The sequence below is a fragment of the Flavobacterium sp. genome, assembly GCF_040402955.1.
Classification (GTDB): Bacteria; Bacteroidota; Bacteroidia; order Flavobacteriales; family Flavobacteriaceae; genus Flavobacterium.
The window spans coordinates 1-21855 of sequence record NZ_JBBALQ010000014.1; the positions used below are offsets into that span (position 1 = coordinate 1).

At 32.9% G+C, this 21855-nt stretch carries 22 protein-coding genes, 2 tRNA genes and 1 pseudogene; 17 read left to right on the plus strand and 8 right to left on the minus strand.

Annotation, left to right across the window (positions count from 1 at the left end):
* Both ABWP78_RS06970 and ABWP78_RS06975 read left to right on the plus strand, forming a co-directional pair.
* Positions 1–260 (plus strand): OmpA family protein (locus ABWP78_RS06970; protein WP_353170053.1); only part of this gene is annotated, 260 nt, incomplete at its 5' end.
* A 229-nt stretch (positions 261–489) separates the two neighbouring features.
* Positions 490–1845 (plus strand): TlpA family protein disulfide reductase, encoded by a 1356-nt coding sequence (locus ABWP78_RS06975; protein ID WP_353170054.1) that lies wholly within the window; start codon positions 490–492, stop codon positions 1843–1845.
* Between the two features lie 106 nt (positions 1846–1951).
* On the opposite strand, the gene ABWP78_RS06980 is transcribed toward ABWP78_RS06975, so the two are convergent.
* Positions 1952–2031: transfer RNA gene (locus tag ABWP78_RS06980), tRNA-Leu, on the minus strand.
* 186 nt (positions 2032–2217) lie between these two features.
* On the opposite strand from ABWP78_RS06980, the gene ABWP78_RS06985 reads away from it, so the two are divergent.
* Both ABWP78_RS06985 and ABWP78_RS06990 read left to right on the plus strand, forming a co-directional pair.
* On the plus strand, positions 2218–3159 hold the full coding sequence (locus ABWP78_RS06985; RefSeq protein ID WP_353170055.1) for a ribose-phosphate pyrophosphokinase: 942 nt from the start codon (positions 2218–2220) through the stop codon (positions 3157–3159).
* 75 nt (positions 3160–3234) lie between these two features.
* Complete coding sequence (locus ABWP78_RS06990) at positions 3235–3840, plus strand: 50S ribosomal protein L25/general stress protein Ctc (protein ID WP_353170056.1); 606 nt, start codon at positions 3235–3237, stop codon at positions 3838–3840.
* 73 nt (positions 3841–3913) lie between these two features.
* On the opposite strand, the gene ABWP78_RS06995 is transcribed toward ABWP78_RS06990, so the two are convergent.
* From ABWP78_RS06995 to ABWP78_RS07015, 5 genes are read right to left on the minus strand one after another with little or no spacing between them, the layout of a single operon-like run.
* Positions 3914–4696, minus strand: a complete 783-nt coding sequence (locus tag ABWP78_RS06995) for an enoyl-CoA hydratase/isomerase family protein (RefSeq protein WP_353170088.1) — start codon at positions 4694–4696, stop codon at positions 3914–3916.
* Positions 4693–6105, minus strand: coding sequence for a sensor histidine kinase (locus ABWP78_RS07000; protein ID WP_353170090.1), 1413 nt, complete (start codon positions 6103–6105; stop codon positions 4693–4695). Before ABWP78_RS07000 ends, ABWP78_RS06995 begins: the two co-directional genes overlap by 4 nt.
* 49 nt (positions 6106–6154) lie before the next feature.
* Positions 6155–6694 carry a CopD family protein gene (locus ABWP78_RS07005; RefSeq protein WP_353170057.1) on the minus strand — a complete coding sequence of 180 codons (540 nt, stop codon included), beginning with the start codon at positions 6692–6694 and terminating at the stop codon, positions 6155–6157.
* Positions 6695–6723: 29 nt separating this feature from the next.
* The gene (hemH, locus tag ABWP78_RS07010) at positions 6724–7743 is read right to left on the minus strand and encodes a ferrochelatase (RefSeq protein ID WP_353170058.1); all 1020 of its coding nucleotides are present in this window, start codon (positions 7741–7743) and stop codon (positions 6724–6726) included.
* A gap of 18 nt (positions 7744–7761) precedes the next feature.
* Positions 7762–8634 (minus strand): helix-turn-helix transcriptional regulator, encoded by an 873-nt coding sequence (locus ABWP78_RS07015; RefSeq protein WP_353170059.1) that lies wholly within the window; start codon positions 8632–8634, stop codon positions 7762–7764.
* 228 nt (positions 8635–8862) lie between these two features.
* Here ABWP78_RS07015 and hemA point away from each other — a divergent pair, with 228 nt between their 5' ends.
* The 8 genes from hemA (at position 8863) to ABWP78_RS07055 (ending at position 15849) form a co-directional block, all read left to right on the plus strand.
* On the plus strand, positions 8863–10116 hold the full coding sequence (gene hemA / locus ABWP78_RS07020; protein WP_353170060.1) for a glutamyl-tRNA reductase: 1254 nt from the start codon (positions 8863–8865) through the stop codon (positions 10114–10116).
* A gap of 144 nt (positions 10117–10260) precedes the next feature.
* Positions 10261–11190, plus strand: coding sequence for a hydroxymethylbilane synthase (gene hemC / locus ABWP78_RS07025; protein WP_353170092.1), 930 nt, complete (start codon positions 10261–10263; stop codon positions 11188–11190).
* Positions 11191–11255: 65 nt separating this feature from the next.
* Positions 11256–11936 carry a uroporphyrinogen-III synthase gene (locus ABWP78_RS07030; protein ID WP_353170061.1) on the plus strand — a complete coding sequence of 227 codons (681 nt, stop codon included), beginning with the start codon at positions 11256–11258 and terminating at the stop codon, positions 11934–11936.
* A 47-nt stretch (positions 11937–11983) separates the two neighbouring features.
* Positions 11984–13009: a uroporphyrinogen decarboxylase gene (gene hemE / locus ABWP78_RS07035; RefSeq protein ID WP_353170062.1), complete on the plus strand. Its 1026-nt coding sequence runs from the start codon at positions 11984–11986 to the stop codon at positions 13007–13009.
* A gap of 36 nt (positions 13010–13045) precedes the next feature.
* Positions 13046–13984, plus strand: coding sequence for an oxygen-dependent coproporphyrinogen oxidase (hemF, locus tag ABWP78_RS07040; RefSeq protein WP_353170063.1), 939 nt, complete (start codon positions 13046–13048; stop codon positions 13982–13984).
* A 67-nt stretch (positions 13985–14051) separates the two neighbouring features.
* Positions 14052–14414, plus strand: a complete 363-nt coding sequence (locus ABWP78_RS07045) for a four helix bundle protein (protein WP_353170064.1) — start codon at positions 14052–14054, stop codon at positions 14412–14414.
* A gap of 27 nt (positions 14415–14441) precedes the next feature.
* Positions 14442–15440, plus strand: a complete 999-nt coding sequence (gene hemB / locus ABWP78_RS07050; protein WP_353170065.1) for a porphobilinogen synthase — start codon at positions 14442–14444, stop codon at positions 15438–15440.
* Positions 15441–15447: 7 nt separating this feature from the next.
* A complete protein-coding gene (locus ABWP78_RS07055) occupies positions 15448–15849 on the plus strand; it encodes a c-type cytochrome (RefSeq protein ID WP_353170066.1) in 402 nt (133 codons plus the stop codon).
* Positions 15850–15882: 33 nt separating this feature from the next.
* Here ABWP78_RS07055 and ABWP78_RS07060 read toward each other — a convergent pair.
* Positions 15883–15964, minus strand: a tRNA-Leu gene (locus ABWP78_RS07060).
* 59 nt (positions 15965–16023) lie between these two features.
* Complete coding sequence (locus tag ABWP78_RS07065; RefSeq protein ID WP_353170067.1) at positions 16024–17415, minus strand: dipeptidase; 1392 nt, start codon at positions 17413–17415, stop codon at positions 16024–16026.
* Between the two features lie 267 nt (positions 17416–17682).
* On the opposite strand from ABWP78_RS07065, the pseudogene ABWP78_RS07070 reads away from it, so the two are divergent.
* The 5 genes and pseudogenes from ABWP78_RS07070 to ABWP78_RS07090 form a co-directional block, all read left to right on the plus strand.
* Positions 17683–18234 (plus strand): annotated as a pseudogene (locus tag ABWP78_RS07070) (30S ribosomal protein S16); the annotation flags it as partial.
* Positions 18235–18392: 158 nt separating this feature from the next.
* The gene (rimM, locus tag ABWP78_RS07075) at positions 18393–18920 is read left to right on the plus strand and encodes a ribosome maturation factor RimM (protein WP_353170069.1); all 528 of its coding nucleotides are present in this window, start codon (positions 18393–18395) and stop codon (positions 18918–18920) included.
* Positions 18921–18971: 51 nt separating this feature from the next.
* Complete coding sequence (locus ABWP78_RS07080) at positions 18972–19685, plus strand: tRNA1(Val) (adenine(37)-N6)-methyltransferase (RefSeq protein WP_353170094.1); 714 nt, start codon at positions 18972–18974, stop codon at positions 19683–19685.
* 100 nt (positions 19686–19785) lie between these two features.
* Positions 19786–20964: an acyl-CoA dehydrogenase family protein gene (locus tag ABWP78_RS07085; protein WP_353170070.1), complete on the plus strand. Its 1179-nt coding sequence runs from the start codon at positions 19786–19788 to the stop codon at positions 20962–20964.
* Between the two features lie 105 nt (positions 20965–21069).
* A complete protein-coding gene (locus ABWP78_RS07090) occupies positions 21070–21846 on the plus strand; it encodes a DUF3050 domain-containing protein (protein WP_353170071.1) in 777 nt (258 codons plus the stop codon).
* Positions 21847–21855 lie beyond the last annotated feature (9 nt).

The window sequence follows — 21855 nt, forward strand, 5'->3', positions numbered from 1 at the left end:
ATGGTGGTCAATTTAAACTGGAAAGTGGTGGTCAATTTGACCGGATTTTCCAATATGCATCGGAATACAATCAAAAATTATCTCAAAAAAGAGCGGAGTCTACCAGAGATTGGTTAATTAATCAATGCATTGCACCAGAGCGATTAAAAGCGTCAGGTTATGGAGAATCAAAATTAATAAACGAATGTGTTGATGGAATTAGTTGTACGGAAGAGCAACATCAAGAAAATAGAAGATCAGAGTTTATAATTATAGATTAATTTTTTAGAAAATAATGTTAAATTAATTTAGAAGACATGAATAACTTAAATAACATTTTTAAAATAATTAGTAAAAAGAGTATTTCTGAAGTACCATATAACGAGCAAGATATTGTAAAATTTTATTTACAACTTCTCAAAATGAAAAAGAAGCGACCTCATATAAATACGCTTAATTTGTTAAAAAAATGTTATCCTAATGCAGACGCAATCCTTAAAAAAGTAATAGATGAAAATAAAGAATAACAAGTTTAAAATATATAATTTACTTTTTCTATTGGTCATTTTGTGTTATTTTGGAAAAAGCTATTCTCAAAAGAAAACCAATGAAAAACCAACAGCCAAACAAGGTTACGAAATAACTATTCAAACCCAAAATTTAGTAAATGAAACGGTGCAACTTTCATTTGTTTTTGGGACAAATAAAAAAAACTATGTTGTAGATAGTATAAAAATCAAAACCAATATTCAAAAAGTGGTTTTTAAAGAACCTAAAAAAATTGTTGGGGCTATTTTTAAATTAGCGCTAAAATCGAATCCAAATTTTATTGAATTAGCTATTGATAATGGCAATTCCCTTCAGATAAATGCTACAGGAACCAATACTCAAAATTGGGAAATTTTATCAAATGTAATAAATAAAGATTTCTTAGATTATCAAAAAAAAAGCAGCTTACTTTCCAAACCAGAACAAACGGAAAGTAAAAGTCAACTTCAAAAAAAATATCCAAATTCGATATTGAATCTTTATTTTTGGGCAGAAAACAAAACGCAATTGCCAAAAATTACAGACCCAAATGAACAGCAAGTAGCCTATGATTCGTTTTTTGATACCGTAAATTCAAATGATAAAAGATTGGCGTTTTTGCCAAACATCAATAAATTATTATATAAACTGGTTACTATTTTACCTTTAACCAATGAAAATTACATTAAACACATCGATAAATTATTGAAAGGTCTGGATTGCAAAACACAAAATTACTCCATTTTTACAAAGTACATCTCGGCAAATTTAGCTTTTTTTGAGAGCACGAATTTGGAAATAGCATACAACCATTTGTATGAAAATTACATTAAAGACAATACTTGTAAATCGTTTTCAGATACCGATATGAATAAGTTCACCAATGAATACGATACAAATAAAAAAGTACCATTAAATAGTATTTTTCCAGAATTGTCATTTGCTAAGAAAGACAGTACCATAGTAACAATTCAAGAGATTTACTCGCAAAACGAATTCACATTAATCACTTTTTTTAGCCCAACATGCCAACATTGCATAAATAAAATGCCAGAAATAAAGAAGTTTATGGTAAATATTAAGGAAAAATACCCAAATAAAAAAACAGCATGGGTAGTCATCCTAAATGATAAAGAGGAGGACAAATGGTTGCCGTTTATTGAAAAAAACCAACTTGATACCGCCGCAATTAATTTAAAATCTTTAGACTCTAATAGATCATATCAACAAGTATTAAATGCCTTTTCAAATCCTTGTTATTTTTTGGTTAATAAGGAAGGAAAAGTAATGTTGAAGTCGTTTAATAATAAAGCTATTTTAGAAATTATTAATCGTTAGGTAATGTTTTACCATTCTGTTTATAATAGAAATATGAAGAAATTATTTTAATTTTTTAAACCAAAAAACCTCTAAATTTCTTTAGAGGTTTTTTGGTTTAAGTCAGTACCCGGAGTGGGAATCGAACCCACACTCCAAGGAACACGAGTTTGAGTCGTGCGCGTCTACCAATTCCGCCATCCGGGCATTGAAAAGTAAAAATAAATGAATATTTACTTTGTGGCTTTTTAAAGTGAGTGCAAATATAACTAAAGTTTCTAATTTCATTATAAAAATACTTAAAATTTTACTTTCAGAGTTCAATTTAATTACTAACTTTGCACCCAAATTACACAACACAACAACTAACTAACTACTAAACAACTAATTAAAATGTCATACAAAGAGCCTGAAGCAAAAATATTTGCGTGTTCTCAAAGTGTGTATCTAGCAGAAGAAATCGCCAGTAAATATGGTGTGCCGCTAGGTAAAGTAACGTTCTCAAAATACAGTGATGGTGAGTTTCAACCGTCTTTTGAAGAATCTATTAGAGGGCTTCGTGTGTTTTTAGTGTGTTCTACATTTCCGAGTGCAGATAATTTAATGGAATTGTTGTTAATGATTGATGCCGCAAAAAGAGCATCTGCAAGACATATAACAGCTGTAATTCCTTATTTTGGATGGGCGAGACAGGATAGAAAAGACAAACCAAGAGTGCCGATAGGAGCAAAATTGGTTGCCAAATTATTAGAAACAGCAGGAGCTACTCGAATTATGACCATGGATTTACATGCAGATCAAATTCAAGGATTTTTTGAAAAACCAGTAGATCACCTGTTTGCTTCCACTATCTTTTTACCTTATGTAAGAAGTTTAGGATTAGAAAATTTAACTATCGCATCACCTGATATGGGCGGTTCTAAAAGAGCGTATGCCTATTCGAAATTCTTAAAGTCGGATGTGGTTATTTGTTATAAGCAAAGAAAAGTAGCCAACGTTATTGATACGATGGAATTGATTGGTGAAGTGAGAGGCAGACATGTTATTTTAGTAGATGACATGATTGATACAGGTGGAACATTAGCAAAAGCTGCTGATGTTATGATTGAAAAAGGCGCTTTGAGTGTAAGAGCCATTTGTACCCACGCTATTTTATCTGGCGACGCGTATGAAAAAATTGAAAACTCAAAATTAGAAGAGTTAATTGTTACAGATTCTATTCCGTTAAAGAAAGAATCTAAGAAAATAAAAGTAGTGAGCTGTGCGCCGTTATTTGCAGATGTAATGCACATGGTTCAGAACAACGCTTCCATAAGTGGGAAGTTTTTAATGTAAAGTTAGTCGGTTTGAAGATGTTCATTCCTTTAAACTACTAACCAATTATTTTTTATTAATTTTAATTTATTTCAAATGAAATCAATTACGATCAAAGGATCACAAAGAGAAAGCGTAGGAAAAGTAGCTACTAAAGCCTTACGTAATGCTGGAATGGTTCCTTGCGTTATTTACGGAGGGGAAAATCCAGTACATTTTAGTGCTGAAGAAAGAGCATTTAAAGGTTTAGTTTACACTCCAGAAGCGCACACTGTAGTAATTGAATTAGAAGGTGGAAAGAAATTTGACGGTATCTTACAAGATATTCAATTTCACCCAGTTTCTGACAAAATTTTACACGTAGATTTTTATCAATTAGAAGCTACAAAAGAAATTACAATGGAAGTACCTGTTAAAATTACTGGAACTTCTCCAGGAGTTTTATTAGGAGGGGTTTTACGTTTAAACCAACGTAAATTAAAAGTGAGAGCTTTACCTGCTAACTTACCAGATTCAATAGTTGCAGACATTTCTGAATTAGAAATGGGTAACAAATTGTACGTTACTAAATTAGCTGCTGAAAATTACAAAATTTTACACCCAGACAATACAGTTGTTTGTCAAGTAAGAATTTCTCGTGCTGCTATGAAAGCGGCTCAAGAAGCGGCAAAAGCAGAAAAAGGCGGAAAAAAGAAAAAATAATTCAATTTTCTATAAAAGTAAAAATCCCGAGCATTGCGCGGGATTTTTTTATTTAATTAATTTTCGATTTGTTTTATTTCCCAACAAATACCGCTTTTCTTTTTTCTAAAAATGCCGTTGTGCCTTCTTTAAAATCTGCTGTGGCAAAACAAGCGCCAAAGTTTTTAATCTCTACCTCAAAACCATTAACTCCGTCTTCAAAGTTGGCATTTATTGCTTCAATAGCTTTTGCAATGGCTACACTTGAATTTTGACTGATTTTTGTAGCCACAGATATTGCTAAATCTAATAACTCTTCTTGCGGCACCACATGATTTACTAACCCATACGATTTCGCCGTTTCAGCATCAATCATATTGGCTGTCATGATTAATTCCATGGCTCTACCTTTTCCGATTAATTGTGTCAATCTTTGTGTGCCACCATAACCCGGAATAACGCCTAAAGTAACTTCTGGTAAGCCCATTTTTGCATTAGTTGAAGCAATTCTGAAATGACAACTCATAGCTAATTCTAATCCGCCACCTAAAGCAAATCCGTTTACCGCAGCTATAACTGGAGTTTGTAAATTTTGTACAAAATCAAATAATAATTCTTGTCCTTTTGCGGCCAATTGTTCTCCTTCTGCATCAGAAAAATGAGCAAATTCAGCAATATCTGCACCAGCTACAAATGCTTTTTCACCACTTCCAGTTAATATAATTACTTTTGTACTGCTGTCGTTATTTAAATCGCTAAAAGCAGTATGTAGTTCTTCAATAGTCGCTTTGTTTAAAGCATTTAATTTTGTGGGTCTGTTAATCGTAACAATCGCGAAATTGTCTTGTTTTTCAATTAAAATAGTTTCCATTTTTATATTTTTATAGGTAGTTTTACAGTAAAAAGTGTTCCTTTTTCTTCTTTGGATTCAAAAGAAATACTTCCGTTATAATTTTCAATAATTTTTTTAATGATGGCCAATCCCAATCCCATTCCTGAATTTTTAGTGGTGAATTTTGGTTCGAAAATATAAGCTGCGTTTTCAGTCGAAATTCCAATTCCGTTATCTGAGATTTTTAAAATAAAATTAGTATCTTCTTTTAAAATTTCTACCACCACCGATTTTATTTCTTGATTTTTTGGTATAGATTGAATGGCGTTTTTTACCAAATTTGTTACAATTCTTGTCAATTGTGTTCTGTCAAAAGAAGTGTAAATTTCATTTTCTGAAGAGTTAAAAGCAACATAATCTTCATTAAAAATTTCTAAAGCCGTTTTACAAATCTGAACAATGTTTAATCGTTCATTTTGTTGAGTTGGCATATTGGCAAAGTTTGAAAATGCACTTGCTACAGTGGTCATAGTATCAATTTGCTGAATAAGGGTTTCAGAAAAATCTTCAAGTTTTTGACTGTTATTTGGGTCGTTCGGATCAAATTTTCTTTGAAAACTCTGTATAGTTAAACGCATTGGCGTAAGTGGGTTTTTAATTTCGTGAGCCACTTGTTTTGCCATTTCACGCCAAGCGTTTTCTCGTTCGCTTTGTGCTAATTTTTGTGCGCTTTCTTCTAAGGTATCCACCATGTTGTTATAGGCTAAAATTAGCCCATTAATTTCTTGATTTCCTGGTTGAAGCTTTAGTTTTTGATTGCGCTCATTTAACTGTGTAATGCCTAACTTTTCTGAAATTTGAGAAATAGATTTGGTAATATTACTAGATAATAAAAAAGAAATCAATATAGAAATAATAAACATTATTATGAAAACTTGCGCATATCGAGTTAGGAAGTTTTCCGCTTCTTGATTATAAAAATCGCTATTCTCTTCATACGGAATATTTAAAACCGCAAGATTTTTAAAATTGGCATCTTTAATATAACTATAAGACGATTTTATATATGTTTCGTTTTCTTTAATTTTTGTAATAACGATTCGTTTTTCAGTAGAATTTTTTAAGCTTTTAATAATTTCAGCATTAATTTTTGATTTCTTTTTATTCTTTATATTAGATTTAGATGATAATAGCAATTTACCATTTAAATCAAAAAAGTTTATTTCTAAACTATGAATGTCTGATAATTCAAGAATTCTACCCTTAAAAATACTTGGTATATTATTGGTTGTAAGTGGAAATTTTGAAGTTTGTAAAATGTATTCAATATGCTCTTTTATGGCATTCTCTTTTCGAGACAAACGTTCTTCGTGGTATTCTTTAGCTTCATATCTAAAGTGAATTAACGAAACAACTGTAATTAATATCGTTGAAAACGTTGTTAGAAACAACATCGACAAAAATATTCTTCGTCGTAACGAAAGCGTATGTATTTTTAAAAATTTAATCACTTTTTTTATTTCTTATTCTTTTATAGAATTTAAAACCAAGCATTATAATTACTGAAAACAAAATAATTCCAACTACACCATAAATCCAGTTAATTGCATTTTTTAAAATTACTAAAAAAACTACGGCAAACAAAATTATGGTTGCGCCTTCGTTCCATAATCGCATAAAATTAGAACTGTACTTAACTTGATTGTTTTGTAATTCCGTATATATTTTCTGACATTTAATATGATAAATAAAAAGCAAAACCACAAAGCCTAACTTCATGTGCATCCAAGGCATTTGTAACCAAGCGGGCATCAAAATTAGTAACCAAACTGCAAAAATTGTAGCCAAAACTGCACTTGGCCAAGTTATAATATACCACAAACGATACGTCATTATTTTATACTGTTTTTGTAAAATTTCCTTTTCTGGCGAGGGCATTTCGTTTGCTTCAATTTGGTAAACAAACAAACGAACAATGTAAAACAATCCTGCAAACCAAGTGATTACAAAAATTAAGTGTAAGGATTTTATATATTCGTACATCAAATAAACTATTTACTAATCACTTTTTATTAATTACTACTTTTAAATTCTTCAATCCAATTGGCTACCACACCACACCATTCGTTTTCGTCATTCATACACGGAACGGCCATAAATTCTTCACCGCCATGATGTAAAAATTCTTCGTTAGCTTCCATAGCAATTTCTTCCAATGTTTCTAGACAGTCGGCCACAAAAGCAGGCGTTACAACGGCTAATTTCTTAATTCCTTTTTCGGGCATTTTATTAATTTCAACATCGGTGTAAGGTGTTAACCATTTATCACCAGCTAAACGAGATTGAAACGTTTGGCTGTATTTTCCTTCTGGAATGCCTAATAATTTCACCACTTGTTTTGTTGTTTCATAACATTGATGACGGTAACAAAATTCGTGTGCCGGCGAAGGCCTATTGCAACAAGAACCATCAATTTTACAATGCGATTTTGTAATGTCTGTTTTACGAATATGACGTTTCGGAACACCATGATAGGAGAACAACAAATGATCGTAGTCAAAACCTTCCAAATGCTTTTTTATCGAATTGGATAACGCCTCAATGTACCCAGGTTTGTTGTAAAACGCTGGAACGGTAGTAAATTTCATATTTGGAAAATGCTTGGCGCGAAGCTCTTCTGCCATTACCAAAATAGTTGTGGTTGAAGCCATAGCGTGTTGCGGATACAAAGGAAAAAGCATTACTTCTGTTACGCCTTTGTCGTGTAATTCTTGCAATCCTTTTAATATAGTAATGGTTCCATAACGCATAGCTAAAGCAACCGGAATGTCAACCAACCCTTTTACTTTTTCGTGCATTTTTTTTGAAATCACAATTAATGGAGAACCTTCGCTTGTCCAAATTCTTGCATAGGCTTCAGCAGATTTTTTTGGTCGTGTTTGTAAAATAATACCTCTCACCAATAAAGCACGTAACAAAAACGGAACGTCAATTACGTATTTATCCATTAAAAATTCATCTAAATATGGTTTTACATCTTTAGCAGTAGGGCTTTCAGGCGAACCAAGATTGACTAATAAAACTCCTTTCATAATATGTTTTTTATGTTTTTATAAATTAACGTTTAAGTTTAATAAGTATTTTTTTGGCGTTGTACCAAATTTCTTTTTAAATGCAGCAATAAAGTGACTTGAGGTGCTGTATCCAATTTTCAATCCCACTTCATTTACATTATACGAGCCAGTATCTAAGAGTTTTCGTGCAAATTCCATTTTATAATCGAATAAAAAATTAAAAACTGTATCGCCATAAATTTCTTTAAAACCTGCTTTTAATTTTTTTAACGAAATTCCAACTTCATCAGCTAATTCTTGTAAACCTGGCGGTTCTGCCATATTTTTTATGATGATTTCTTTCGCTTTTTTAATTTTCAACACATTTTCTTCATCTGATAAAAACGGACAATGTTCTGCGTTTGGATCTTCATTCGTATTAAAAAACAGACTTAATAATTCGTAACTTTTTCCTTTTAAATACAAGGTTTTTATTGATGAATTTTGATTGTAATGAAATATTTGATTTAATACAATTGCCATTGACGGGCTGATACTTTCTTCGGTGTAGTATTTTTTTTCTGAATTATCTTTACTCAAAAACGGAATCATTTCTGAATCCGATGAAAATAAAGTGTGAAATTTTTTAATTGAAATAAGAATAGAAATGATCCAACTTTTAGGAGCAATTTCTAAATGAAGCGGCAATTCTTTTTGCGGATTGTAAAGCAATAGCGCTTTTTCTTCATTCAAATCTAAAGTATAAGAATTATTATTAAAAATAAATTTTCCCTTTCCTTTTACATTAAAATGAAATTGAATTAAACCTGTACCTACTTGTTTTTCAGACGTTTCGGTATTTTCAGAATCGTTTTGAAATCGTAATAACGTAAAATCGGTATCAATTTTAATTTCTTCAAATGAACTCATAGCGTTATTTTTTTATGAATTGTTTAACAAAAAACAAGCTTGTTATTTATAATTAATCTAAACAAAGCAGTTGTTTGGTGCTGAATTTGTTGCAAAGTTAGTAGTTTATATCAAAATAAGTGCAATTTATTTAAAAAAATCGAATTCCGATATAAAAAGTACTTTCAGCGTTGTTTTTGTACAGATGGAAACAATAATTTTGTGCATCTTTAAGAGATAAAGCAATTTATGGACAATCATTCACCTGCAAAACAATCTACTTTCTACGCTATCGGACTAAGCTACAAAAAAGCGGACGCCGAAATTAGAGGTAAATTTAGTTTAGACGCTACTGCCAAAACCAATCTTTTGGAACAGGCAAAATCTAACGGAATTGAAAGTCTGATTGTTACTTCCACTTGCAACAGAACTGAAATATACGGTTTTGCTCAGCATCCTTTTCAATTGATTCATTTATTGTGCGAAAACAGTTTGGGAACGGTTGAAGAGTTTCAAAAATACGCTTATGTTTACAAACAAAAGGAAGCTTTAAACCATATGTTTAGAGTAGGAACGGGTTTGGATAGTCAAATTTTAGGCGATTTTGAAATCATTGCTCAATTGAAAAACGCATTTGTAGAAAGTAAAAAACACAATTTAGCAAATCCGTATTTAGAACGATTAGTAAATTCGGTTATTCAAGCGAGTAAGAAAGTTAAAAACGAAACTGAAATTTCTAGTGGCGCAACTTCTGTTTCTTTTGCAGCAGTTCAATATATATTTAAAACTGTTGAAGAAATTTCCAACAAAAATATTTTACTTTTCGGAACAGGAAAAATCGGAAGAAATACTTGTGAGAATTTGGTAAAACATTCTAAACACGATCAAATTACGCTGATTAATAGAACAAAGGATAAGGCAGAAAAATTAGCCAAAAAACTAAACCTTGTTGTAAAAGATTATTCCGATTTACAAATAGAATTACAAAAGGCAGATGTCGTGGTTGTAGCAACAGGTGCTCAGAATCCTACAGTAGATTTAGATATTTTAAATCTGAAAAAGCCTTTACTGATTTTAGATTTATCGATACCTAAAAATGTAAACGAAAACGTAAAGCACAACCCTTTGGTTACTTTAGTGCATATGGATCATTTGTCGGAAATTACCGATGTAACATTAGAAAACAGAAAACTATCTATACCGGCTGCCGAAGAAATTATTAGTGAAGTTTTAACTGAATTTTTAACTTGGTCAAAAGGAAGAAAATACGCCCCAACTATACATGCTTTAAAAGCCAAATTAAACGCCATTAAAGAATCTGAAATCAATCATTTAAAAAAGAAAAATGTCGATTTCAATGAAGAATATACCGAAATTGTTACCGCGAAATTAATTCAAAAAATAACCAGTCATTTTGCCAATCACTTAAAAGATGACAACACGGTTGTGGACGAAAGTGTAGAGTGGATTAATAAAGTTTTTCAAATAGAAAACCAAAAATAGTATATTTGTTTTCGAAACATTAAGAAATTAAGTGACATATATGCAAAACTTAAAGATTACAAGAAAACTTCTTATGAATATTTTTCAAGACTTGATGACTAAATACTTAATGAAACTTAATTTCTTAATGTTTTAAAATATAAAATAGTGAGTAAAACCATACGAATAGGAACCCGCGATAGCGAATTAGCACTTTGGCAAGCTAAAACAGTTGAAAAACAGTTGAACGATTTGGGCTATAAAACAGAAATTATCGCTGTAAAATCCGATGGAGACATTGTTTTAGACAAACCATTGTATGAATTAGGAATTACAGGAATTTTTACAAAAACCTTAGATGTAGCAATGATTCAAGGCAAAATTGACATTGCGGTACATTCTATGAAAGATGTACCAACCTTATTACCTAACGGAATTGTACAAGGTGCCGTTTTAGAAAGAGCTTCAGCATTTGATATTTTGGTTTATAAAGAAAATTTAGACTTTTTAACCTCAGAAAATAGCACCATTGCAAGCAGTAGTTTACGAAGAAAAGCAAGTTGGTTACACAAATACCCAAGTCATAAAATAGAAGATATTCGTGGTAATGTGAATACGCGCTTGCAAAAAGTAGCTGATTCAAATTGGGGCGGTGCTATTTTTGCTGAAGCCGGTTTGGAACGCATCAACATAAAACCAGAAAAAGCAATTGTTTTAGATTGGATGATTCCAGCACCTGCTCAAGGGGCTATGGTTGTGGTGTGTAATGCAGATGATTTCTTTTCTTTAGATGCCGTTTCGCAATTAAATCATATTGAAACAGAAATTTGTACCTATATAGAACGTCAGTTTTTAAGAACGTTAGAAGGAGGTTGTACAGCACCAATTGGAGCAATTGCTACGTATAATGAGAAAGAAGATGTGATTGATTTTACAGGTGTTTTATTATCAATAGACGGAAAACAAAAATTAGAAGTTACTAAAACCGTAGCTGTTTCGGAATGGAAAAAATTAGGATTTCATTGTGCACAAGAAATTTTAGCCAATGGCGGCACAGTAGTAATGACTGAAATTAAAGAAAAACTAAATAAGTAAAACAAACCATTAAGGAATTAAGAAAACTTAATAATCTTAATTTCTTAATGGTGAAAAGAAAAAAAATGGTAAAAGAAACTAAAATATTATCTACCAAAACACTTTCACCAATTCAAAAACAAGAATTAGTGAAGGCAACTATTCAAGTTATTGAAGCAGATTTTATTAAAACAGAAAACGCTTCTTTCGAAATTAAAAACCTGAATAAAAACTTAATTTTTACGAGTCAAAACGCAGTTTTAAGTATTTTACAACATCCAAAAATTGAGCAATTAAAACAGAAATTGGTTTTTTGTGTCGGATTAAAAACCAAAGAATTATTAAACGAAAATGGTTTCACAGTAGAAGCCTACACAGGTTATGCAGAAGATTTAGCAGAAATTATTATGTTAGTTTATTCCGATGAAAGTTTTACTTTTTTTAGTGGCAATCTTCGTAAAGATACATTACCAGAAATGTTAACTGAAAACGAAATTAAGTTCAATGAAATTAAAGTTTACGATACAACGTTAACACCTTATAAAATTTCAGATAAAGTAGACGGAATTTTGTTTTTCAGCCCATCAGCCGTAACCAGTTATTTGAAAAAGAACACACTTGGCAACGAAAAATTGTTTTGCATAGGCAATACAACAGCAGATGCTTTAAGAGCTGTATTATCAGAAACTAAAATTAAAAATATTAAAACTGCGTATCAACCAAGTATTGAAAACGTAATTGAACAAGTTATAGAATATTATAAATAATATAACCTGACAGGTTTTCGAAACCTGTTAGGTTTAATACAATCAAAATGATAAAAAACGATTTATTCCTACGAGCCTTAAATAACGAAAAAGTAGAACGTCCACCGGTTTGGATGATGCGTCAAGCGGGAAGATATTTGCCAGAATTTAGAGCTTTGCGTGACAAATACGATTTCTTTACTCGTTGTGAAACTCCTGAATTAGCTGCTGAAATCACCGTGCAACCGATTCGTATCGTTAAACCAGATGCAGCGATTTTGTTTTCAGATATTTTGGTCGTGCCAAGAGCAATGGGAATTCACGTGGAATTAAAAGACAATTTAGGACCGATAATTCCGAATCCAATTCGTACTTCTCAAGATGTAGAAAAAGTATTTGTTCCAGATGTAAACGAAACGTTGGGTTATGTTTTTGATGCGATAAAATTGACAAAACAAATGTTGAACGATGAGGTGCCATTAATTGGTTTTGCAGGTTCACCTTGGACAATTTTTTGTTACGCAGTAGAAGGAAAAGGCTCTAAAAGTTTTGATACTGCAAAAGGATTTTGTTTTTCAAACCCAGTTGCAGCGCACGTTTTATTACAAAAGATTACCGACACGACGATTTTATATTTGAAAGAAAAAGTAAAAGCAGGTTGTAATGCCATTCAGATTTTCGATTCTTGGGGAGGAATGCTTTCTCCAGTAGATTATCAAGAATTTTCATTTCAATATATCAATCAAATTACCGAAGCTTTAGCAGAAATAACTCCAGTTATTATTTTTGGAAAAGGCTGTTGGTTTGCTTTAGGTGATATGGCCAAATCCAAAGCATCAGCTTTAGGAGTAGATTGGACCTGTTTACCAAGAAATGCGCGTTATTTATCTGGTGGAAAAATTACGTTACAAGGAAATTTCGACCCAAGTCGTTTACTTTCGCCAATACCAACCATCAAAAAAATGGTTCACGAAATGATAGACGAATTTGGCAAGGACAATTATATCGTCAACTTAGGACATGGAATTTTACCGAATATACCGGTGGATCACGCGAAGGCTTTTGTGGAAGCAGTTAAAGAATACAATAAATAAGCTGACAGCCAACAGCTTTTAGCTAATAGCTTTTAAATGAAAGACAAATTCTACCAATACATACAAACCCTTCAAGATCAAATCTGTAAAGGCTTAGAAGACATCGACGGAAAAGTCAAATTTCGTGAAGATATTTGGGACAGACCCGAAGGCGGTGGAGGAAGAACACGCGTAATTGAAAATGGCCAAGTTTTTGAAAAAGGTGGTGTAAACATATCAGCGGTTCACGGAAAATTACCCGATTCGATGCAAAAAATGTTTAACGTAGGCGAAGCGGATTTCTTTGCTTGCGGATTGAGTTTGGTAATTCATCCAAAAAATCCAATGGTGCCAACGGTACATGCTAATTGGCGCTATTTCGAAATGTACGATACTTCGACAGAGCTCAGTACAGGTAATCGGAAAGTAATCAATTCGTGGTTTGGTGGCGGACAAGATTTAACACCCTATTATTTGTTTGAAGAAGACGCCATTCATTTTCATCAAACGTGTAAAATGGCTTGTGATAAACATAATCCTGATTTTTATCCGAAATACAAAAAACAATGTGACGACTACTTTTGGAACGCACATAGAAATGAAGCGCGTGGAATTGGGGGTTTATTCTTCGATTATTTGAAAGCAACCGAAGCACAATCGATGGAAGATTGGTACAATTTTGTTACTGAAGTTGGGAATTCATTTCTTGATGCGTATTTACCAATCGTAGCAAAAAGAAAAGACTTGCCTTTTACACCAGAACAAAGAACTTGGCAAGAAATCCGCCGTGGTCGATATGTCGAATTTAATTTGGTATACGACAAAGGCACCTTATTTGGTTTAAAAACCAATGGCCGAATAGAAAGTATTTTGATGTCTTTACCACCACACGTGCAATGGCATTACGACCATCATCCTGTGTTAGGTAGCGAAGAAGAAAAAGTAGTAAAAGTATTAGAAAAACCACTAGATTGGCTTTCAGCTGTCAGCCCTTAGCAGTTAGCTAAAATAAAAGAAAAAGATTAGCTAATAGCTAAATGCTAACGGCTTAAAGCTCAAATACATGAGAGATTATAAAAAATATTTAGTTTGGGAAAAATCACATCAGTTAACGCTTGATATTTATCGAAACACCAGTTCGTTCCCAAAAGAAGAACAATTCGGATTAATTAGTCAGATGAAAAGATCTTCAAGTTCTGTTCCGACGAACATTGCAGAAGGATGTGGGAGAAATTCGGACAAAGATTTTTGTAGATTTCTTTATATTGCATTTGGTTCTGCAAATGAATTAGAATATCAAATATTATTGAGTATTGATTTAAAATTTATAGCTCTTGAAAATGGTCAAAAACTTCTTTTTCAAGTTGAAGAAATAAAAAAAATGTTAAACGGATTAATAACAAAGTTAAATAAAGCTAACAGCTAACAGCTGATTGCTATAAAGCTAAAAGATATGTTTCCATTACAAAGAGGACGTCGTTTAAGAGTAAACGAATCTATAAGAAGTTTAGTTCGTGAAACCACATTAAGTCCGAGCGATTTTATGTTCCCGATGTTTATTGCAGAAGGAGAAAATTTGCAAGTCGAAATCCCATCGATGCCAGGAATTTTTCGTCGTTCGATAGATTTAACCGTAAAAGAAGTTAAAGAATTATTCGATTTAGGAATTCGTGCAGTGAATATCTATGTGAAAGTAGATGAATCTTTAAAAGACAATACAGGCAAAGAAGCTTGGAACCCAAACGGTTTGATGCAACAAGCTATTCGTGCTATCAAAGCCGCTTGCCCTGAAATGATTGTGATGCCCGATGTGGCATTAGACCCGTATTCAATTTATGGTCATGACGGAATTATTGAAAAAGGCGATGTTGCTAATGACGCCACCAACGAAGCTTTAGTAAAAATGGCGGTTTCGCACGCTCAAGCGGGAGCTGATTTTGTTGCACCAAGCGATATGATGGACGGACGTGTATTGCGTTTGCGCCAAGGTTTGGATGCTGAAGGATTTGAAAATGTAGGCATTATGAGTTATTCTGCGAAATATGCTTCTGCGTTTTATGGTCCGTTTAGAGATGCTTTAGACAGTGCGCCAAGAGAAGCCGATGTAGAAGTACCTAAGGACAAAAAAACCTACCAAATGGATTATGCGAATCGTATCGAAGCTATCAAAGAAGCGCTTTGGGATGTGGAGGAAGGTGCCGATATGGTTATGGTAAAACCCGGAATTGCTTATTTAGACATTGTTCGTGAAGTAAAAAATGCGGTTAATGTTCCTGTAACGGTTTTTCACGTTTCTGGCGAATATGCGATGATAAAAGCAGCTGCCGAAAGAGGTTGGCTCGATCACGACAAAATTATGATGGAACAATTAATGTGCATCAAGCGTGCCGGCGCAAGTTTAATCTCGACGTATTTTGCAAAAGAAGCAGCGATTTTACTAAACAAAAAATAGATAAATTATGAAAGTATATTTTAAATTATTTCTTACGTTATCGATAGGTATAAGTATAATTAGCTGTGGCGAGAAAAAAGAGACCGATGCTATGGGAAATCCTATTAACCAAGCAGAAACTTCAGTTAAACAAACGCCTAAAGAATTAGGAAAAGAATTATTTGAAGGAAAAGGAATGTGTGCTACTTGTCATAAAGCAGATGTTGCAACTTCAGGACCAAGTATTAAAGACATTTCTAAAATATATACAGATAAAAAAGCAAGTATTTCGTTATTCTTACAAGGTGAAACGGATCCTATTGTTGATCCTTCGCAATATGAAATTATGAAAGCCAATCTCGAAATTACAAAAGCTATGACGGAAGCGGAAGTGCAAGCTTTAGAAACGTATATGTTGAGTATCAAATAAAAAAAGCTCAAAACTATGTTTTGAGCTTTTTTGTGCGGGTAAAAGGACTCGAACCTTCACACCTTGCGGCACCAGATCCTAAGTCTGGCGTGTCTACCAATTTCACCATACCCGCGATAATTGGAGTGCAAATATATAAACTAAGTTTTCTTTTAGCAAATTAATTTCTTCTTTTTATTTTTTATACATCTCTGTAAAATATTTATAAAATAACGGAATAGTTTCAATTCCTTTCATATAATTAAAAATTCCATAATGTTCATTTGGCGAGTGAATGGCGTCGCTATCCAAACCAAATCCCATTAAAATAGTTTTGCTTTTCAATTCTTTTTCAAACAAAGCAACTATTGGAATACTTCCACCTGAACGAACCGGAATTGCAGAAACACCAAACGATTCTGTATACGCTTTATTCGCAGCTTGATAGCCAATACTGTCAATTGGCGTTACATAACCTTGTCCTCCGTGGTGAGGTGTTACCTTAACAGTTACAGCACTTGGCGCTATACTTTCAAAGTGTTTTTTAAATAATTCTGTTATGTTTTCCCAATCTTGATTTGGAACCAATCGCATCGAAATTTTCGCAAATGCTTTACTTGCAATTACAGTTTTTGCACCTTCACCTGTATAACCACCCCAAATTCCGTTTACATCTAAAGTAGGACGAATAGAATTTCTCTCGTTAGTTGTATAACCAGATTCACCATAGGTGTCTGCAATGTTTAGTGCTTTTTTGTAATCATCTTCAGAATACGGTCTTTTTGCCATTTCAGCTCTTTCTTCTAATGATAATTCTTCCACGCCATCGTAAAAACCTGGAATTGTAATATGATTATTTTCATCGTGTAACGAAGCAATCATTTTAGTTAAAATATTTATAGGATTAGCAACAGCTCCACCATATAAGCCTGAATGTAAATCTCTATTCGGACCAGTAACTTCTACTTCCACATAGCTTAAGCCACGTAAACCAGTTGTTATTGAAGGTTGCGTGTTTGAAATCATTCCAGTATCTGAAATTAAAATTACATCACAAGATAATTTTTCTTGATTGCGTTCCACGAACCAACTTAAGCTTTTAGAACCCACTTCTTCTTCACCTTCAATCATAAATTTTACATTACAAGGCAAGTTATTATTCGCAATCATGTATTCGAAAGCTTTCACGTGCATGTACATCTGACCTTTGTCGTCACAAGCACCACGTGCAAAAATTGCACCTTCTGGATGAATTTCTGTAGTTTTAATTACGGGTTCAAATGGGGGAGACGTCCATAATTCTATTGGATCTGCGGGCTGTACATCATAATGGCCGTATACCAAAATAGTTGGTAAATTTGGATCAATTATTTTATGTCCGTAAACAATTGGATAGCCCGGTGTTTCGCACATTTCTACTACATCACAACCTGCTTCTTCCAAGCTAGATTTTACAGCTTCGGCAGTATTAATTACATCTTGAGCATATGCGCTATCTGCACTAACAGAAGGCATTTTAAGTAATTCAATTAATTCTTTGATAAAACGTTCTTTATTTTCCTGAACGTATTGTTTTATGTTTTCCATGATTTTTTTATAAAGTTCAAATATACGAATTCAATATCAATTTCAAAAAACAATGTCAATTTCAAAAAACAATTTCAAAATAGATTGGAACACAGATTAGAGAAATTTTTAAGATTTCTAAAATTTATCCAATCTGTGTAGTAAAAAATTCATTAAAACACTGATTTAAAAATAATTAAACATAAAACATTGAAATTTGATAATTATTATTATCTTTGCACCCTTAATTAACCGAGGTCGAGTACCTCAAATTTAATCCACAAGATTATGCCAGTAAAAATTAGATTACAAAGACATGGTAAAAAAGGGAAACCTTTTTTCTGGATCGTAGCGGCAGATGCCCGCGCAAAAAGAGATGGTAAATACCTAGAAAAAATAGGGACATACAATCCAAACACTAACCCTGCAACTATTGATTTAAACATTGATAGTGCTGTTCAATGGTTACACAATGGTGCACAACCAACTGACACGGCTAAAGCAATTTTATCTTATAAAGGCGCTTTGTTGAAACATCATTTAGATGGTGGCGTTAGAAAAGGTGCTTTAACACAAGAACAAGCAGATGCTAAATTAGCAACATGGTTAGATGCTAAATCTGGAAAAGTTGATGCTAAAAAAGACGGTTTAAGCAAAGCGCAAGCAGATGCTAAAGCTAAAGCTTTTAAAGCAGAACAAGTAGCAAACGAAAAACGTATTGCTGCAATTGCTGACGCTGTAAAAGCAGAAGAAGTAGTTGAAGCTGCTGCTGAAGTAACTGAAGAAGTTGCTACAGAAGAAGTAGTTGAAGTTGAAGCTGCTGCTGTAGTAACTGAAGAAGTTGCTAAAGAAGAAGTAGTTGAAGTTGAAGCTACTGCTGAGGTAACTGAAGAAGTTGCTGCAGAAGAGGTAGTTGAAGCTGTTGCAGAAGAAACTACAGAAGCTCCTGCTGCTGAAGAAAACAACGAAGAAAAAGAAGCTTAATATATACTGCGATAATGCGTAAAGACGAATGTTTCTATTTAGGCAAAATCGCTAAAAAATTTAGTTTCAAAGGGGAAGTTCTTATCTTTTTAGATACAGACGAACCTGAACTTTATCAAAATTTGGAATCAGTTTTTATTGAATACAATAAAAATTTGGTTCCATTTTTTATTGTAAAATCTTCCATTCATAGAGATAAATTTTTACGCGTTAAATTTGAAGATGTTGATACGGAACTAGAAGCCGAAAACATGAAAAATTTAGAAGTGTATTTACCTCTAACGATGTTACCAAAACTAGAAGGCACTAAGTTTTATTTTCACGAAATTATAGGTTTTAAAGTTACAGATCAACGTTTAGGCGATATTGGAACTGTTCACGCCATTTTGGATAATGCCGCACAACCTATCTTTGAAATTTTCAAAGGACAAAAACAAATTTTAGTGCCAATGATTGATTCTTTTATTATTGAAGTCAATAGAAAAGAAAAAGAATTGGTTTTAAACACACCTATTGGTTTAGTGGATTTGTATTTGGAATAGTAAAACTTCAACATTCAACATTCGTTATTCAACATTCATAATTAATTTATGATTTTTTCATTCAAACAATTTTCAGTTCAACAAGAAAAATCTGCCATGAAAGTAGGAACAGATGGCGTTTTGTTGGGAGCTTGGGCGCCGCTTATTAACAATCCATACAACATACTTGATATTGGAGCTGGAACAGGAATAATTTCCCTAATGTTGGCCCAAAGAAGTTTTTCAGAACAAATTGATGCTATTGAAATTGAAGAAAATGCCTACGAAGAATGTGTAGATAATTTTGAAAATTCATCTTGGGGCGACCGATTATTTTGTTATCATGCTGGGTTAGATGAATTTGTAGCCGAAATCAAAGAAATCGAAGAAGAATACGACATCATTGTTTCCAATCCGCCCTTTTATTCTGAAGATTATAAGACAGACAACGCTTCAAGAGATTTAGCTCGTTTTACTGATGCGTTACCTTTTGATGAGTTGATAGAAGCCGCCTATTTATTATTATCAGAAAACGGAATATTTTCTGTGATTATTCCCTATTCAGCAGAAGAAGATTTTATTGCTTTAGCGAAACAATCGTTATTATTTCCGTTAAAAATTACTCGAGTAAAAGGCACACCAACTTCTGAAATTAAAAGAAGTTTATTGGCATTTACTCGTATAGAACAAGCACCAGTTATTGATGAATTAGTCATAGAAACGGAGCGTCATCAATACACTCCAGAATACATTGAACTTACTAAAGATTTTTATTTGAAAATGTAATATTTAACTTTTGTTTTTTAATAAATCTAACAAATCAATTTACTTTTGTTAAAAAATAATTACTTTTGTCATTCAAATTGATTTATAAAAACATTCACATATGAAACCAGATTTATTTCAATCACCAGATTATTATTTGTTAGACGATTTATTATCAGAAGAGCATAAATTAGTTCGTGATGCAGCAAGAGCTTGGGTAAAAAAAGAAGTTTCTCCTATTATTGAAGACTTTGCGCAACGTGCTGAATTTCCAAAACAAATTGTAAAAGGTTTGGGAGAAATTGGTGGTTTTGGACCATACATTCCTGTAGAATATGGTGGTGCGGGATTAGACCAAATTTCATATGGTTTAATAATGCAAGAAATTGAAAGAGGTGATTCTGGTGTACGTTCTACATCTTCTGTACAATCTTCATTGGTAATGTACCCGATTTGGAAATACGGAAACGAAGCACAGCGAATGAAATATTTACCAAAATTAGCTACTGGAGAAATGATTGGTTGTTTCGGTTTAACAGAACCAAATTACGGATCAGATCCAGGAAGCATGATTACCAACTACAAAGATATGGGCGACCATTATCTTTTAAATGGTGCTAAAATGTGGATTTCAAATTCGCCTTTTGCAGACATTGCTATAGTTTGGGCGAAAAATGAAGAAGGAAGAATTCATGGTTTAATTGTAGAAAGAGGTATGGAAGGTTTCTCTACTCCTGAAACACACAATAAATGGTCGTTACGTGCTTCGGCAACGGGCGAACTAATTTTTGATAACGTAAAAGTGCCAAAAGAAAACTTATTACCAAACAAATCTGGACTTGGTGCACCGCTAGGGTGTTTAGATTCAGCACGTTATGGAATTGCTTGGGGTGCCATTGGTGCTGCTATGGATTGTTACGATACAGCTTTGCGTTATTCTAAAGAACGTATTCAGTTTGATAAGCCTATTGGTGCGACACAATTACAACAAAAGAAATTAGCTGAAATGATTACCGAAATCACAAAAGCGCAATTATTAACTTGGAGATTAGGCGTATTAAAAAATGAAGGAAGAGCAACAACTGCTCAAATTTCTATGGCGAAAAGAAATAATGTAGATATGGCTTTAACTATTGCTCGTAATGCACGTCAAATGTTAGGTGGAATGGGAATTACTGGCGAATATTCAATTATGCGTCATATGATGAATTTAGAATCTGTTGTTACTTATGAAGGTACGCACGACATTCATTTATTGATAACAGGAATGGACGTTACTGGTTTTCCTGCATTCAAATAATTAGATTAATAGATTAAACAATAAATAAAATTGATATAAAATGCTTCTCTATTTGGAGAAGCATTTTTACTTTTGTAGCAATATTAGAAATGTAAAAACAACGCGATGAACACGAATACGATAAGAACCAAAATTGAACCCTTAAGACAAGAATTGTTACATCATTCTTTGTACTCAAAAATTCAAACAATTGAAGATCTACACATTTTTTTAACGCATCATGTTTATGCGGTTTGGGATTTTATGTCATTGTTAAAAGGGTTACAAATTCATTTAACTTCGGTTTCTATTCCTTGGACCGCTTCACCAAATCCAGAATTACGCTATTTAATTAATGAAATTGTGGTAGCAGAAGAATCTGATTTGGCGTTAGATGGTTCGCGTCAAAGTCATTTTGAAATGTATTTAGATGCTATGAAAGAATGCGGTGCTACTACACAACCCGTTTTAGATTTTTTAGAGCAAGTAGCGAGTACGAAAAACGTTTTTGTTGCGATAAAAAATGCTAATTTACCTGACGAAGTTAAAGACTTTTTAAACTTTTCATTTACCGTTATTGAAACTGGACAACCACATAAAATTGCATCGGCATTTACATTTGGTCGCGAAGATTTAATACCGAATATGTTTACTGAAATTGTTAAAAGTTTTCAGAAAAATTTTCCAGAAACAAATGTGTCTAAATTAATTTATTACTTTGAAAGACACATTGAGCTGGACGCCGATGAACACGGACCAATGGCTATGAAAATGATTGATTACTTGTGCGGAGATGATATAAAAAAATGGCAAGATGTAGCACAAGTTGCCCAAGAATCACTAGAAAAAAGAATAGGATTGTGGAACGCAATTGAACGTTTAGTTGTTCCTGAATTGGTTTAATTAAACAGA